Annotated in this window: 16 protein-coding genes; 8 read left to right on the forward strand and 8 right to left on the reverse strand. The window is 66.3% G+C overall.

Annotation, left to right across the window (positions count from 1 at the left end; all coding sequences use genetic code 11):
- Positions 1-4: 4 nt before the first annotated feature.
- Positions 5-814 carry a DUF481 domain-containing protein gene (locus AC56KL_RS09625; RefSeq protein ID WP_497179929.1) on the reverse strand — a complete coding sequence of 270 codons (810 nt, stop codon included), beginning with the start codon at positions 812-814 and terminating at the stop codon, positions 5-7.
- 92 nt (positions 815-906) lie between these two features.
- Positions 907-2,199, reverse strand: coding sequence for an NCS2 family permease (locus tag AC56KL_RS09630; RefSeq protein ID WP_497179930.1), 1,293 nt, complete (start codon positions 2,197-2,199; stop codon positions 907-909).
- Between the two features lie 112 nt (positions 2,200-2,311).
- Here AC56KL_RS09630 and AC56KL_RS09635 point away from each other — a divergent pair, with 112 nt between their 5' ends.
- Both AC56KL_RS09635 and AC56KL_RS09640 read left to right on the forward strand, forming a co-directional pair.
- Positions 2,312-3,550 carry a hypothetical protein gene (locus AC56KL_RS09635; RefSeq protein ID WP_497179931.1) on the forward strand — a complete coding sequence of 413 codons (1,239 nt, stop codon included), beginning with the start codon at positions 2,312-2,314 and terminating at the stop codon, positions 3,548-3,550.
- A gap of 456 nt (positions 3,551-4,006) precedes the next feature.
- Positions 4,007-5,188 carry a glycosyltransferase gene (locus AC56KL_RS09640; protein WP_497179932.1) on the forward strand — a complete coding sequence of 394 codons (1,182 nt, stop codon included), beginning with the start codon at positions 4,007-4,009 and terminating at the stop codon, positions 5,186-5,188.
- 177 nt (positions 5,189-5,365) lie between these two features.
- On the opposite strand, the gene AC56KL_RS09645 is transcribed toward AC56KL_RS09640, so the two are convergent.
- Positions 5,366-5,761, reverse strand: coding sequence for a KGG domain-containing protein (locus AC56KL_RS09645; RefSeq protein ID WP_497179933.1), 396 nt, complete (start codon positions 5,759-5,761; stop codon positions 5,366-5,368).
- Between the two features lie 187 nt (positions 5,762-5,948).
- Positions 5,949-7,043 carry a mechanosensitive ion channel family protein gene (locus AC56KL_RS09650; protein WP_497179934.1) on the reverse strand — a complete coding sequence of 365 codons (1,095 nt, stop codon included), beginning with the start codon at positions 7,041-7,043 and terminating at the stop codon, positions 5,949-5,951.
- Between the two features lie 317 nt (positions 7,044-7,360).
- On the opposite strand from AC56KL_RS09650, the gene AC56KL_RS09655 reads away from it, so the two are divergent.
- On the forward strand, positions 7,361-8,209 hold the full coding sequence (locus AC56KL_RS09655) for a phytanoyl-CoA dioxygenase family protein (protein WP_497179935.1): 849 nt from the start codon (positions 7,361-7,363) through the stop codon (positions 8,207-8,209).
- A gap of 67 nt (positions 8,210-8,276) precedes the next feature.
- Here AC56KL_RS09655 and AC56KL_RS09660 read toward each other — a convergent pair whose 3' ends face one another.
- From AC56KL_RS09660 to AC56KL_RS09675, 4 genes are all read right to left on the reverse strand, one after another.
- Positions 8,277-8,549 carry a hypothetical protein gene (locus AC56KL_RS09660; RefSeq protein WP_497179936.1) on the reverse strand — a complete coding sequence of 91 codons (273 nt, stop codon included), beginning with the start codon at positions 8,547-8,549 and terminating at the stop codon, positions 8,277-8,279.
- Positions 8,550-8,623: 74 nt separating this feature from the next.
- A complete protein-coding gene (locus tag AC56KL_RS09665; RefSeq protein WP_497179937.1) occupies positions 8,624-8,893 on the reverse strand; it encodes a DUF5985 family protein in 270 nt (89 codons plus the stop codon).
- 4 nt (positions 8,894-8,897) lie between these two features.
- Complete coding sequence (locus AC56KL_RS09670) at positions 8,898-9,155, reverse strand: DUF5985 family protein (protein WP_497179938.1); 258 nt, start codon at positions 9,153-9,155, stop codon at positions 8,898-8,900.
- The gene (locus AC56KL_RS09675; RefSeq protein ID WP_497179939.1) at positions 9,156-9,629 is read right to left on the reverse strand and encodes a hypothetical protein; all 474 of its coding nucleotides are present in this window, start codon (positions 9,627-9,629) and stop codon (positions 9,156-9,158) included.
- A 104-nt stretch (positions 9,630-9,733) separates the two neighbouring features.
- On the opposite strand from AC56KL_RS09675, the gene AC56KL_RS09680 reads away from it, so the two are divergent.
- From AC56KL_RS09680 to AC56KL_RS09700, 5 genes are all read left to right on the forward strand, one after another.
- Positions 9,734-10,519, forward strand: coding sequence for a DNA/RNA non-specific endonuclease (locus tag AC56KL_RS09680; protein WP_497179940.1), 786 nt, complete (start codon positions 9,734-9,736; stop codon positions 10,517-10,519).
- Between the two features lie 27 nt (positions 10,520-10,546).
- Positions 10,547-10,804 carry a hypothetical protein gene (locus AC56KL_RS09685; RefSeq protein ID WP_497179941.1) on the forward strand — a complete coding sequence of 86 codons (258 nt, stop codon included), beginning with the start codon at positions 10,547-10,549 and terminating at the stop codon, positions 10,802-10,804.
- Between the two features lie 114 nt (positions 10,805-10,918).
- Entirely contained in the window at positions 10,919-11,353 is a 435-nt protein-coding gene (locus AC56KL_RS09690) for a YsnF/AvaK domain-containing protein (RefSeq protein ID WP_497179942.1), read from the forward strand.
- Between the two features lie 14 nt (positions 11,354-11,367).
- Positions 11,368-12,558, forward strand: a complete 1,191-nt coding sequence (locus AC56KL_RS09695; protein ID WP_497179943.1) for a YsnF/AvaK domain-containing protein — start codon at positions 11,368-11,370, stop codon at positions 12,556-12,558.
- Between the two features lie 215 nt (positions 12,559-12,773).
- On the forward strand, positions 12,774-14,729 hold the full coding sequence (locus tag AC56KL_RS09700) for a YsnF/AvaK domain-containing protein (protein ID WP_497179944.1): 1,956 nt from the start codon (positions 12,774-12,776) through the stop codon (positions 14,727-14,729).
- Positions 14,730-14,763 lie beyond the last annotated feature (34 nt).

Genomic DNA, 14,763 nt, shown 5'->3' on the forward strand with positions numbered 1-14,763 from the left:
GACTTCAGAAGGAATAGACCATCGTCAGCGAGGTCTGGGTATCGGTGTTCTTCTTGCCGGCCGGGACACTGGTGTCACTGCGCGCGCTGAAGCCTGCCTTCATCTGCATGGTCGAATTGATCTTGGTGCTGAGCGAGGTCTCGGCCACTGAGTGGGTGTTCGAGGTGCCTTTCTCGACGCTGACGGTCTGGGCGAAGAAGGCCGAGGGGCTGACGCGCCAGCGGAACTGGGCCGCGCCGCGCACGGTCAGGCCGCTTTCGTCTTCCCCGGTGGCGCGCTCGCCGGCGAAATAGCCCGGGCCGATCTCGACGTCGAGGGTCCTGTCGCTGGCATTGAGCCAGCGCGAGCCGTGACCGATGGCCAGCGACGAATAGCGGGTGTACGCGCCGAAGCGGTCGTTGACGTGCGAACCGAGCACGAAGGCGCGCCGGCCTTCGCCCAGCAGCTTGAGCGATGCCTTGGCCGAGACGGCGAAGCGCTCGGCCGACTTGCTGCGCTCGAGCTTGCCGTCTTCGTCCTCGTACTCGTCTTCCTTGAAGAAGCCGCTGACGACGAACTCGTGGCTCCAGTAGGCGGTCTCGTGGCGCGCGTCGATCTTGCCGGTGATCGAGGTGCCGGTGGTGTTGCCGGAGGTCGTGATGGCGCCCAGTTCGGCCGAGGTGAACCAGCCGCCCTCGGGAATCTCGGGCAGGGCGACGGAGAGCGGGGCGTGGACATCGCCAACGGGAGGCAGGTCGGGACCGGCCAGGACATGGCCAGGGGCGGCGCAGAGCAGCAGCACCGGCGCGGAGAGCAGGAATCGAAGAGATTTCATAAGCATCATGTTGCCGACAGGATGCGCGACATTGTAGCGCAATGAGGCCACAAAACGATGCTTCGTGACACATTCAAGCGCATCGGGCCGGCTCAGGTGCCCACGTAGACGATCTTGAAGGTGAACAGCGCGGCGATCACCCACACGACCGGCGCCACGTCGCGGGCGCGCCCGGTCAGCAGCTTCAGCACGGCATAGGTGATGAAACCGAAGGCGATGCCTTCCGCGATCGAAAAGGTAAAGGGCATCACCAGCGCGGTGACGGCGGCCGGAATGCTTTCGGTGGAGTCGCCCCATTCGACCTCGCCCAGGTCGGACAGCATCAGGCAGGCGACGAACAGCAGGGCCGGCGCGGTGGCATAGGGCGGCACCACCCCGGCCAGCGGGGCGATGAACAGGCAGGCCAGGAACAGCACCGCCACCGTCAGCGCCGTCAGGCCGGTGCGCCCGCCCGCCTGGACCCCGGAGGCGCTTTCCAGATAGGCGGTGGTGCTCGAGGTGCCCAGCACGCTGCCCGCGACGATGGCGCCGCTGTCGGCCAGCAGGGCCTTGTTCAGCCGGTCCATCTTGCCCTCGACCAGCAGGCCGGCGCGGCGCGCCACGCCCATCAGGGTGCCGGTGGCGTCGAACAGCTCCACCAGGAAGAACACCAGCACCACGTTCAGGATCCCGACCGACAGCGCGGCCTTGATGTCGAGCTGGAGCAGGGTGGGTGCGAGCGAGGGCGGCGCCGAGAAGACGCCCTTGTAGGTATTCCCGCCGAAGAAGAAGGACAGGACCGTCACCAGCACGATGCCGATCAGGATCGCGCCCTTCACGCGCAGGCGGTCGAGCGCGACGATGGCGAAGAAGCCGGCGATGGCCATGATCGCCTCCGGCCTGTGCAGGTCGCCGGCCTTGACCAGGGTGGCCTCGCTGGCCGCCACGATGCCCGCGTTCTTCAGCGCGATCAGGGCCAGGAACATGCCCAGGCCGACCGTGATGGCGACCCGCATCGACTTCGGGATGCCGTTGACGATCATGCCGCGCAGGCCCAGCAGCGACACCACGATGAACAGGCAGCCGGAAATGAACACGGCGCCGAGCGCAGCGGGCCAGGCCACGCCCATGCCGAGTACGACCGCGTAGGCGAAATAGGCGTTCAGGCCCATCCCCGGCGCCATCGCGATCGGGTAGTTCGCGTACAGGCCCATCACCGCCGTGCCCAGCGCGGCCACCAGGCAGGTGGCGACGAATACCGACTCCCTGGGCATGCCGGCATCGCCGAGGATCGAGGGGTTGACGAAGATGATGTACACCATCGTCAGGAAGGTGGTGAGCCCGGCCAGCAGTTCGGTGCGGACGTCGGTGCCGCTCTGGGTCAGCTTGAAGAATCGGTCGAGCATCGCAGCGCTCCATGGTTGTCCTGGCTGAAGCATAACACCGCGGCGCGTCCGGGCCGCGCGATGCCCTGCCAATGCGCTAACATGGCATCTCCACCATTACCGACCCATTCACATGAAGAACAAGCGCCCGCTGCCCCGCACCTCCAACAACCCGCGCGAGCCGGACAAGGCCGCGGTGGCCCAGGAGCTCGCCGACCTCGCGCTGGCCATTGCGGAGCGCGAGGAAGCGCCCGGCTTCGGCAGTGCCGATGAGCGCGAGGAGGAACTGCTCGGCGCGCTGCGCAAGCTTCTGCGCAAGAAGCGCGACGAGCCGCTGTACGAAGCGATCGAGCTGGCGCGCTACACCGACCCGGAAGCCTGCCGCCTGCTGCGCAGCCGCATCGAGGAGGAGGCGGCCAACCTGCGCCTGCGCCGCGAAGGAGGAAAGGATGGCGGCATCAGCGGCATCAGCGGGGGCGCCGAATACGAGATCGACGCTTTCCTGATTCCGCTGTTCGTGCGCAGCACCGGCGGCCTGCAGGCCGCGCAGACCTTCCAGGACCCCGAAGCCTTCGAGGCGCTGGCGGCCAGCTTCCACCCGGCCGGACTGGAAAGCGCGGGCGGCAAGCTGGTGCTGGTGCAGCATGCCTACGACCTGGCCGAAATCGACCACGTGTCCTTTTCGACGCTGCAGGAGATGCTGCGCGAGGCGGCCGCGTCGCTGCTGGAAAAGAAGCTGCAGCCGGCGCCGACCATCGAGGCCAGCATCCGCGGCTGGACCGGCGAGCGCTTCGCTCCCGACGAATCGGCGCTGGAACTGCGCTTCCTGCTCGGCTTCTCGCTCAAGCGCACCGACGACCCGTTCTATGCGGTGCCAGGCGACGAAGCCGGCGCCGACGCCTGGTACGCCACGCGCGAGGAACGCTACCGCGCCTGGACCTTCAGCGCCGCACCGCTGGTGCGGCGCCTCCTGGCAGCCGATCCGGAGGCCGTGCACGTCGACTTCCTCTACCAGGACCTGTTCTACGGCGCGAAGGAACAGGGCGTCAGCGAACTGACCACGCTCGGGATCCTGTCCGACGTGGCGCGCACCCTGGCGGCGAAGGACCTGGAGCCGGACCGGGTGCATGCGGCGGTCGCCCCGCTCGATGCGGGCGAGCACATTATCCTGCGCGTCAACCTGTACGCGCTCGACGGCGGAACCCCGTGGGGCAGCGTCGAAACCCCGGTCGACCTCGCCGCCGACCTGGGCGCGGAGATCGACAACCTGTGCGATGCGCTGCTCTCGCTGGGCCTGGAAGGCGTGTCGATCGCATCCGGCTTCAGCGAAGACGGCCACGCCGAGGGCGCCGAACCCTACCTGCCCGGCTGACCGGCAGAACCTGCGCGGCCAGCTTGCGGCCGCCGCAGACCGCCTGAATGACGGCGCGGCAGCACTTTCCGCTGTGATCCAGCACTGTCCACACACATTTCTACCGTATCAAACACGGCCCGTTGGCGCACCTGGCAGGGCGGTGCGCTCGTGCAAGGTAAAAAGAGCGATGAACGTTCGTAGTGGATTTTCCTGTAAAAGTGTAGGAAGCGCCCTACAGCAACTCTGGCAGCTCTTGGGACTCCCTATGGCGACGACTTGTAACAACTGCTTGCAATATTTCATAGTAGAAATATTGCAATGCATAAATGAAAATATTGGAAAATTTGCATGTTACGATTCGAGGGTCCGGTACGCTGCCGCAGGGCGGATGGCGTACCCGGGGACTGGCGTCGAGAGAAGAACTGCCAGGCTTTGCCAACAACTATAGCGCCACGAAGGCGAAAGGAACTGAATATGCCGACCTTGATCGTGTTTTGCCACCTGCGCTGGGATTTTGTCTTCCAGCGTCCACAGCACCTGATGACCCGTCTGGCGGAACACTACGATATCGTGTTTGTCGAGGAACCGGTGTACAGCGAAGGGCAGGCATACCTGAAGAAGACGGCGGTCGCGCCGAACATCACCGTGTGCCGTCCGCATACCGCGATCCACGCACCAGGCTTCCACGACGACCAGATCCCGACCCTGCAGACCCTGCTGGCCGACATCGTCCCGCAAGGCGAGCAGCCGGTGGTCTGGTTCTATACCCCGATGGCGCTGCCGCTGCTGCAGGGCCTGAATCCTTCCAAGATCGTCTACGACTGCATGGACGAGCTGGCGATGTTCAAGAACGCGCCGAAGCAGCTGCTGCAGCGTGAAAGCGCGCTGCTGAACATGGCCGACGTGGTCTTCACCGGCGGCCCGAGCCTGTACCAGTCCAAGCGCGACCGCCACGCGAACGCGCACTGTTTCTCGAGCAGCGTCGACGCCCGGCACTTCCGCCAGGCCCAGGACCGCACCATCTCGCACTCCGACCAGGCCCACATCCCGGGTCCGCGCCTCGGCTTCTATGGCGTGATCGACGAGCGCCTGGACGTCGAGCTGGTCTCGAAGATGGCCGACGCGCACCCGGAATGGCAGATCGTAATGGTCGGACCGGTCGTGAAGATCGATCCGGCGACGCTGCCGAAGCAGCAGAACGTGCACTACATGGGTCAGCGCACCTACGACCAGCTGCCGCAATTCCTGGCCGGCTGGGATGTGTGCCTGCTGCCCTTCGCCATGAACGATTCGACCAAGTTCATTTCGCCGACCAAGGTGCTCGAATACATGGCGGCCGAGCTGCCGGCCGTGTCCACCCCGATCACCGACGTCAAGGTGCCGTACGGCGATGTGGTGGCCGTGGCCGAGACCCCGGAACAGTTCATCGCAGCCTGCGAGCGCCAGCTGGCGCTGGGCCAGGGCGAGCGCGAGCGCATGGCCAAGCGCATGCGCGAAGTCGTGGCCGGTACCTCCTGGGACCTGACCGCGTCACGGATGCACGAGCTGATCACGAATGCCGTCCCGGGCCGCCACGCGCGCCTGCCGGCCACCCCGGACGCCGCCAAGGCAGTGCCGGTGAAGGCCAGCGCGGCACCGGTCGCGAAGACGGCCTGACAGGGTAAGCGGCCAGCGTTCCGGGACGGGACGCTGGCTGGCGACGGCACGGCGGCGCACCTGCGGGTAGCGCCGCCGTGTTTTTGTGCGCTCGTCCGATCCCGGATGTAGAAAGGCCGGAGGGGCGTCCTGGGACGCCCCTCCGGCTGTCGCTTGTGTGAGGATCGGGATCCGCGTCTAGCGCTTGCCGCCGCGTTCACCGTTGTCGCCGCCGCCGTTGCCGCTGCCGTTGCCACGATTGCCGCTCTGCTGGTTGCCGTCGTTCTTGTGGCTCATGCGGCCGGCCTCGCGTGCTTCTTCCGAAGTGAACTCGTGGGCATTGCCCGATGCGTGGGCGGCGCGGCCGCCCTGCGAGGCGATCTCGCGCTGGCGTTGCGGGTCCATCGAGGCGAAGCCGCGGTTACTGGAATTGCCGCTCTGCGAATTGGCGCCGTTGCCGCTCTGGGCGTTGCCGCCGCTCGATGCACGGCCGCCGCCGGAAGAGCGGCCGCCCTGCGAAGCGGCTTCACGCTGCTGCTCTTTGTCCATGGACGCGACGCCGCGTTTGCTGTTTCCCTGATTGTTCGATGCCATGATGGTCTCCTTTATCGATGACAGGGTTGGTCGAAGTCCCTTCCGCCCGCCGTCCGCGTCCTGCGGTCGGTATATTACGGAAGAGGCGGGTCCATCTTAGGGCGGCGAGCTCGGCCACGGAATAGGACTGTCCGGCCAGGCACTGTAGGACCGGTCCGGCGCATAGCACCGCGGCGCCGGACCATGATCAGTGCTTCATCTGGACGCCGGGCGCTGCGGCCGCCGGCGTCCAGCCGCCTGCCGGGTCCTTGTGGTCGGCCACCCGCACCACCGACAGCGGGTGGGCGAACTGGATGCCTTCGCGCTGGAAGGCGCGGTAGATCCGCAGCAGGATATCCTGCTGGGCGTCCATGTGCAGGATATAGTCCGGGCTTTTGAAGTGGTATACCACCTCGACATCGAGCGACCAGTCTCCGTAGCGGAAGAAGTGGGCGCGCTCGAAGTCGACGTCGGCGCGCGTGCCGACGATCGCTCGGATCATCGCCGGAATGGCGGTCACCTGCGCTTCGCTGGTGCCGTAGGCCACGCGCAGCACGAAGGCGACCCGGCGCGAGGCCATGCGCTTGTGATTGTGGATACGGCTGCGCAGCAGCTCGCCGTTCGAGAATACGATCTGCTCGCCGCCCAGGCCGCGCAGGCGGGTGGTCTTCAGCCCGATGTACTCGACCGCGCCGAGCGCGTCGCCGACGATGATGAAGTCGCCGATCTCGAAGGGCTTGTCGAGCATGATAGACAGCGAGGCAAACAGGTCGCCGAGGATGTTCTGGGTCGCCAGGGCGACCGCGATGCCGCCGATGCCGAGGCTGGCTACCAGCGTGGTGATGTTGAAGCCGAAGTTATCCAGCATCATCAGGAATGCGACCGTCCACACGACGAGGCGCAGCATGAAGAACAGGATGGTGCTGGAGGCCTTGCGGGCCCCGTCGCCTGGCGTGGCGAGCAGCTGGCTGCGCCATCCGCGCAGGGCGACGTCGCCCCAGATCCCCAGTTGCAGGACCAGCGAGCCGACCGCCACCCGCGATACCACCAGGCGCCAGCTTTCCGGCATGACGAGGAAGATGCTGGCCAGGTAGACCCCGATCGCCAGCTGGAGCACGAGGTAGGTGCGGCGCAGCATCTTGACCACCAGCTCGTCGATCCGCGTCGCGCTGCGCCCGGACAGCTCGCCCAGCCGCCGCAGGAACAGCACGCGCACGAGGTACATCGTCGCGGTCGCGCCAATGCAGACGCCCAGGGCCAGCGTCCAGTTTTCCAGGTCATTGTTAGTCAGTAAGAACTCCATCCGCCACTCCACCTTCCTTGAACACTGCGAGGCGACAGTGTGCGGTCCGGGCAGCATGGGGCGCGCACAATTGGCAGGCCGCCGGGCTGGCCGCTACAGTGGTTCGACGCGGGCATGGCGGCGGGCCGGGCGGCGCGCACCACATCGCTGCGCCCGATGACCCAGCGCCAGCTACGGTCCTGATGGCGTCCTGTCAACGCCTCCTGGCGCCCGCTGCCGGGCCTGCGCCACGCTGCCTGAATTGCCAGTAGTATCTGCGCGAAACATGGCGTGCGCGGCGCCGGTGCCGCGGGCAGGAACTGGACAAGGAGGTCAGGATGGACAAGCTCAAGCAGGGCGGGCAATACGAGGTGGCCGACATCATGCGCGGCCTGTACGGCGACGGCATCATCGCCTGCCGCGGCGCCTTCACGCCCGCGCTGATCGCGGAACTGCGCGCCGACATCGACCGGCTGTTCGAAGAAGCGCTCGGGCGCGAGGGCGGGGCCCTCAACCGCGGCCCGAACCGCTACTACGTGGAGGTGCACCCGGAGCGCCTGCGCTCCTTCCTGGCGATCGCCAGCCACCCGTGGGTGAGGGCGGTCTGCAGCGCGGTGCTGGGACCGGAGTACCGCATCGTCGAAGTCGGTTTCGACGTGCCCGGGCCGGGCGCCATGCACCAGCCCTGGCACCGCGATTTCGCATCGCCGCCCGAGACGGCGCAGGGACGGCGTCTGAGCTCGCTCGCGTTCAACATGACCACCGTCGACGTGACCGAGGAGATGGGGCCGTTCGAGATCGCGCCCGGCACCCAGTGGGACCTGTATGAGGGCGACCAGATGTTCCCGGACAAGGCCCTGTGGCCGCGTTATGAAGCGCTAGCCCAGCGCAAGCTGCCGAAGGTGGGCGACATCTCCGCGCGCTCGGCGCTGACGATCCACCGCGGCACCGCCAACCGCTCGCATCTCTCGCGCCCGGTGCTGGTGCTGGGCGCCGACGCGCCGGACGCAACGAACGCCATCAAGCACGACCTGCAGATGTCGCGTGCCTACTACGAGAGCCTGCCGGAAGACGTGCGCCGCCACCTGGCCTGCCGCGTGGTGGAGCAGCTCGAGCCGATCCGCCAGGCGCATACCATCGAGGGCCTGAAGATGGGCGTGAACATGGGTGGGGAAACCGGGGCGTGAGGGGCGCCTGCGCCGGGTTTGACCTGGCCAGGAGGCGGCCAGGCCGCGTTGCGCGGCCCGGAGCGCATCACTCCTTGTCGGGAACGCCTTGCGAAGGCACCGGCGTCTTCAGTGCATCCGGCACGGCGCCGGCAATGCCGTTCTCGGGCAACTGGCCGACCCGGCGCGCTTCGTCCGAGTGCTGGTCGAGACTGACTTCCTCGGCCACGTCGAAGCGACCGTCCTCGGCTCCTTCCTCGCCCGGAAGCAGGTTGTCCGAACGCTGGTCCTGGCCGCCGCCTGCGGCCGGATTGTCCTGTGGGGTGGGCTGTCTGTTCTCTGGTTCGCTGGGTGACGCCATGCTGTCCTCCTGTTGAGGGTTTTTCGTGGCTTCATTATCGCCCTCGGCCCGCCGCGCGGGCGCACGCCAGGCATTCAGTCGCGCCGGTCCTGGCGCGGGAGGTTCTTCTCCACGATCGCCCACACGATCATGCCGTAGGCAACCACCCGGATCAGGTAATGCAGCGGCGAATCCTCGCCCGCCTCGTTCAATACGGCCGAATAGACCCGGTGCAGGCCTTCGATGAAAAAGGACAGGGCGAAATACAGGAAAAAGCGGTCGCCGGTGTTGCGCCAGAAGCGCAGGAAGAAGAGCGCGATGGTCAGCGAGGCCATCGAAATCGCACCGTACATCAGTTGGACCATCGGCTCACTCCTTCTCGTAGATCAGTCCGTACAGCAGCAGCAGGCAGGCCAGCAGGGCGCTGATCACGCGCAGCGGCATGAAGTCGACGTTCGGGAACACGATTTTGTCGAAAATCAGGAACAGGTTATTGAATGTCATGACAGCGAAGCACAGCGCGCTCCAGAACAGGAGCCGATACCGGGTGCGCCGGTAGCTGGCGAACAGCAGCCAGGCACAGGCCAGCGAGGTGAGCATGCAAAGCGTATAGATGAGTTCGCCCATCTAGGAATCCTTTCGCAAGCGGAAGGCGTCGGCGAACTGCTGCGCCTTCCGGTCGAGTGTGGAATGGATGATGTTGGTAACGTCCACCAGATGACGCGCGTAGATCTCGGCCAGGCCGTCGATGCGTTCACGCATCGTGTCGCTCGCCGGGCCATAGCAGTACGACGCTTCATGTGGCGTCGGACAGGGACTGGCCATGCCGGAACGGTACAGCTCGTCGAGCAGGCCCTGGGCCGTGCGCTCGCTGGTGTACAGCCGGCGCGCCAGCATCTCCCCGGACCATTGCTGGCCAGGATCGGCGCGCAGCAGCAGCAGCGCTTCGAGAAAGGGCACGGAGGGGATGCTCGTCAGTACAAAACGGCGCAAGTCCTCGGGTATCGGCGGACGGTTCATTCGCTCCGGGTTAATTTCCCAAAAGGAATATTGTGAGAAAGACGAAAGTGTAGCCCATTCCAGCAGGAAAAGGACTTTCAATCGTGCTCAATCGTGCGCGCTCCCCTCAAGCGTTTGTTTGACGGTTCTCAACAGCACTCGGCTACAATGCGCGCTATCGAATCATTGAGTAGCTGTACACGATCATGTTCCGTTCCATCCTGGCCCGCATCAAAGGCGCCGCCATTGTCGCCGGACTGCTTGCCGGCGCCGCTGTCCAGGCCGCCAGCTGCGCCGATCACTACCTCGACGGCCGTCCGCCCGAGATCCGCAACCCGAAGCTGGCTGCCGCTACGCGTGAACTGTGCTACAGCGAGTTCGGCGTCATGCATTCAGGTGTTACCCGGACCGCCCTGTGGTCGGCCGAACACCTGGCCGTGAACCAGCTCGAAGCCGCCGAAGGACTGGACCGCGACAACGCCTTCCACCCGGAGCCACGCCTGCCGCGCGCGCAGCGCGCCGAGCTGTCCGACTATGCCCGCAGCGGCTTCGACCGCGGCCACCTGGCGCCGAACGGCGACATGCCGGACCGCCGTGCCCAGCGCGAAAGCTTTTCGCTGGCGAACATGGTGCCGCAGGACCGCGAGCATAACCGCCATATCTGGGCGCCGATCGAGGGCGCGGTGCGCAAGATGGCAAGGAAGGAAGGGCAGCTGTACGTCATCACCGGGCCGGCCTTCCTCGGCAACAGCCTGCGCAAGGTCGGCAACGTGATCGTACCGAGCCACCTGTACAAGGTGGTGTACAGTCCCCGCCAGAAGGCCGCTGCCGCCTGGTTCGTCGAGAACCGCGGCGACGCGCCGATCCATGTGGTCCCGGTGGCCGAGCTCGAGCGTATCGTCGGCATCGAGCTGCTGCCATCGCTCAGCCGTCAGCAGAAGGAGCGGATGCTGGCGCTGCCGAAGATCCGCCAACGCAATAAGCGAAACTGAACCCCGGAACTGCCCCGCGGAGATGACATGAGTCCGAAAAAATCCTTCACGCCCTTTGCCAATGAAGCCGACGTACTCGAGATCGGCAAGCTGATGCTGGAGAACCGTCTCGACCGCATCACCATCTCGGGCGACCTCGACCTCACCGCCGACAAGGCTGGTCTGGAGGCGGCGCGGCGCCTGCACGCGCAGCTGGGCGCGGTGGTCGCCGCGCTCGAGGCGCGCGAGCTTCCGGACCGCCTGCCGCCACCCGACGTGAAGACCGTCGACAACCCCTTCGCCTGATCCGGCGCCGCCCCTGCGGCGCACTCATCATTCCGCGCGTCAAGGGTGCGCGAGCCCCGGAGGGATTGGAGTAACCTCGTTCGCTCTGAAAGCAGCGACGCGAGGAGCCACCAGATGTCCAGCACCATTCCCCAGAACACGCCACAGGGAGACCTGCGTATTCCTTTGGCCGAGGAGCAGTTGGAGGTCGGCACTCGCGTCGTCGACACCGGCCGCGGCGTTCGCATCCACAAGACGGTCACCGAACAGGCAGTCACCATCGACGAGCGCCTCGCGCGCGACGAGGTGGACGTCCGCCATGTCCCGGTCGACCGGATCGTCGCGCTGGAAGAGGCACCTGCAACCCGCTACGAAGGCGACACGCTCGTCGTGCCTATCCTCGAGGAAGTGCTGGTGGTCGAACGCCGCCTGCGCATCAAGGAGGAACTGCACATCACGCGCGTCCGGCACGAAGAGCACTACCACGACACCGTTCCGCTCAAGGTGGAGCAGGTCGTGGTGGAGCGCTTCGACGATGCCGTCCTGCCGCCGTCCGATACCCACCAATGATGGAGGAAACGATCATGCAACATACCCTGGTAGCCGTATTCGATAACAACGCCGACGCGCAAAGCGCCATGGACGAACTGCTCGCTTCGGGCTTCTCGCGCCAGGACGTGCGCATGTCGAGCGGCGGCAGCACCGCCGGCGCCGACAGCAGCCTCTCCAGCAACTCCACTTCCTCCCACTCGTCCGGCGACACCGGCGGCGGAGGCATCATGAATTTCTTCAGCAACCTGTTTGGCAGTGACGAGGACGACACCCGCCATGTCAGCCGCTACGAAGGCGCCGTCTCGGGCGGCAAGTGCGTGGTCACGCTGACCGCCGACTCGCTGCCGGAAGTCGAGCGCGCCGCCGACATCGTCGAACGCTTCGGCCCGATCGACATCGACGAGCACTCGGACGGCGCCGGCGGCATGGGCGCCGGCGGCGCCATGCTGCAGGGCAGCCAGAGCGGCATGCAGTCGTACTCGAGCTCGGCGCAGTCGGGCACGACCCAGCAGCAGGGCAGCCTGGGCGGCGCCTCCCTGCAGCGCGACACCGCGATGGAAGCCGGCCGCACCGGGTCCACCCAGGCGATCCCGGTGGTCGAGGAACAGCTCAAGGTCGGCAAGCGTGAAGTGCAGCGGGGCGGCGTGCGCATCTTCTCGCGCGTGGTCGAGACCCCGGTCAACGAAAGCGTGAGCCTGCGCGAGGAACACGTGGACGTCCAGCGCCGCGCCGTCAACCAGCCGATCAACCCGGGCGACACCACCGCGTTCAAGGAGCAGACGATCGAGATGCGCGAAACCGCCGAGGAAGCCGTGGTGCAGAAATCGGCCCGCGTGGTCGAGGAAGTCACCATCGGCAAGCAGGTCAACGAGCGTCAGGAACAGGTCAATGAGACCCTGCGCCACACCGAAGTGGAAGTGGAACGCCTGGGCGGCTCGGACCTGGACGACGACAGCTCTTACCGCAATCACTACCAGAGCAATTTCGCCTCGAGCGGCGGCGCCTACGACGACTATGCGCCGGCCTATTCCTACGGCTCGCAGATGCGCGGCCAGTATGCCGGCCGCCAGTGGGACGAGGCCGAGAGCGACCTGCGCACCGACTGGGAGTCGCGCAACAGCGGCAGCGGCGCGGGCACCTGGGAGAAGATGAAGGCCGCCGTTCGCCATGGCTGGGATCGCATGACCGACGACAATAGTAGCGGCAGCAGCCGTTCCTATTAAGCTTGCGATGCGGGCGATTGCCCGCGCTTCGGCAGCTCGACATACGGCGCTTCGGCGCCGTATTTCATTGTTAATGTTTCCCTTCTAACATCCGGTTCCTCCACTGCAGCGTTGGCCCGGCAGGCGCGCGCGCGCCCGGTCGGGATTGATGTAATCTCAACTCACTAGCTTGGCGGCCACAAGGCCCTTGAATCTACCATTACGGAGGAACCACCATGCAACATACTCTTGTAGCCGTGTTCGACAACCGGACCGACGCGCAGAATGCAATGAATGAACTCCTGTCTTCGAATTTCTCCCGTCAGGACGTACGCCTGTCGAATGCCGATCCGACCGGCATGACCGACAGCGTTTCCGGCACTAGCAGCAACAGCAGCAACAGCGGCATCCTCGCCGACGGCACGGGCGACGGCATCGGCGCCAGCATCAAGAACTTCTTCAGCGACCTGTTCGGCGCCGACAACAGCGAGCACGCCAGCCGCTACGAGGGCGCCGTCACGCGCGGCCACCATGTCCTGACCGTCAGCGCCGACTCGCTGCCCGAGGTCGAACGCGCCGCCGACATCGTCGAGCGCTTTGGACCGACCGACATCGACGAACAGGCAACGGGCGACAGCCCGCTGAGCGGAGGCGCGATGGCCGGCGGCCTGGGCGGAACGTCCGGCGCGATGCGCACAGGCGGCGCCGGCGCGATGCAGCAGTCGAGCGCCATGTCGGCCCAGTCGACCTCGGCCCAGACCAGCGGCGCACCCAACCTCCAGCTCGACAATGCCGGCGACCGCAAGCTGTTCGCCCAGCAGTCCCTGAACCAGGCCGAGCCGATGGGGCAGACCTACCAGGAACCGATGGGCAAGAGCGGCCTGAGCGCCACCGGCGGCACCTCGTTGCAAGGAACTACGCTGCAGGAAAACTCTGTGCAGGGCTCCGCGCTCGAAGGAACGCAGAAGAGCGACACCTCCTTCCTGAGCTCGGGCCAGCAGGGCGGCACGCTGCAGGGGTCGTCGCCTTCGGCCTCGCTGCAGACTCCCGGTTCCGGGCTGGGCGGCGATCCGGTCGGCAGTCCTACCCATTCCCACCTCGGTTCGCAGCAGCGCGAAGGCGGCCAGCTGAACACGGCCGGCGTAGGTGGCTCAACGAGCCCCACGGGCGGCGCGTCGCAGCAGCTGGCCACCGGGTATGGGACAGGATCGGACACTGCGGACACGCTGCGCGGCGACGCGATGCGCGCGGCCGGCGCCCAGTCGATCCCGGTGGTGGAAGAGCAGCTGCGCGTCGGCAAGCGCGAAGTCCAGCGCGGCGGCGTGCGCATCTATTCGCGCCTGGTCGAAACCCCGGTGAGCGAGAGCGTCAGCCTGCGTGAAGAACACGTGGACGTGCAGCGCCGCCCCGTCGACCGCCCGCTCGGTTCCGCGGACACCGCTTTCCGCGAACAGTCGATCGAGATGCGCGAGACCTCCGAGGAAGCCGTGGTGCAGAAGTCGGCCCGCATCGTCGAGGAAGTCACGGTGGGCAAGCAGGTGAGCGAACGCCAGGAGCAGGTCCACGACACGCTGCGCCACACCGAAGTCGACGTCCAGCGCCTGGACGGCGCCGGCGCGAGCTCGCACCTGAACGACGACGATAACTATTTCCGCAGCCACTACGACAGCAAGCTGGGCAGCTCGGGGTTGGATTACGACAGCGTCAAGCCGGCTTATGCGTACGGCAGCGAGATGCGCAAGAGCGAACTGTACCGTAACCGCCCATGGGACGACATCGAGGGCGACCTGGCGCGCGGCTGGGATTCGCGCATCTCGACGGGCGGCGCGAGCGGCACGGGCGGCACCGGCGCAGGTGCGGCCGTGTCCGGCGCCTGGGAGAAGATCAAGTCGGCCGTGCGGCACGGCTGGGACCGCGTGACGGACGACGACGACGACGATCGCGAATACCGCAATCACTGGAACGCGACCTATAGCAGCTCGACCGACGCCGGCACCTATGACGACTTCAAGCCGGCCTATGCCTACGGCTCGTCCATGGCCCGGGATCCCAAGTACCGCGGCCGCCAGTGGGGCGAGGTCGAAAGCGACCTGCGCACCGACTGGGATAGCCGCTACGGCAACGGCGGGCAGTCGACCTGGGAGAAGATGAAATCGGCCGTGCGTCATGGCTGGGACCGCATGACCTCGTGATCCCGCGGGGCGGCGCAAGCCCTTGCGTCACTTG

It is taken from the genome of Telluria sp. ZB4P34 (assembly GCF_059686055.1).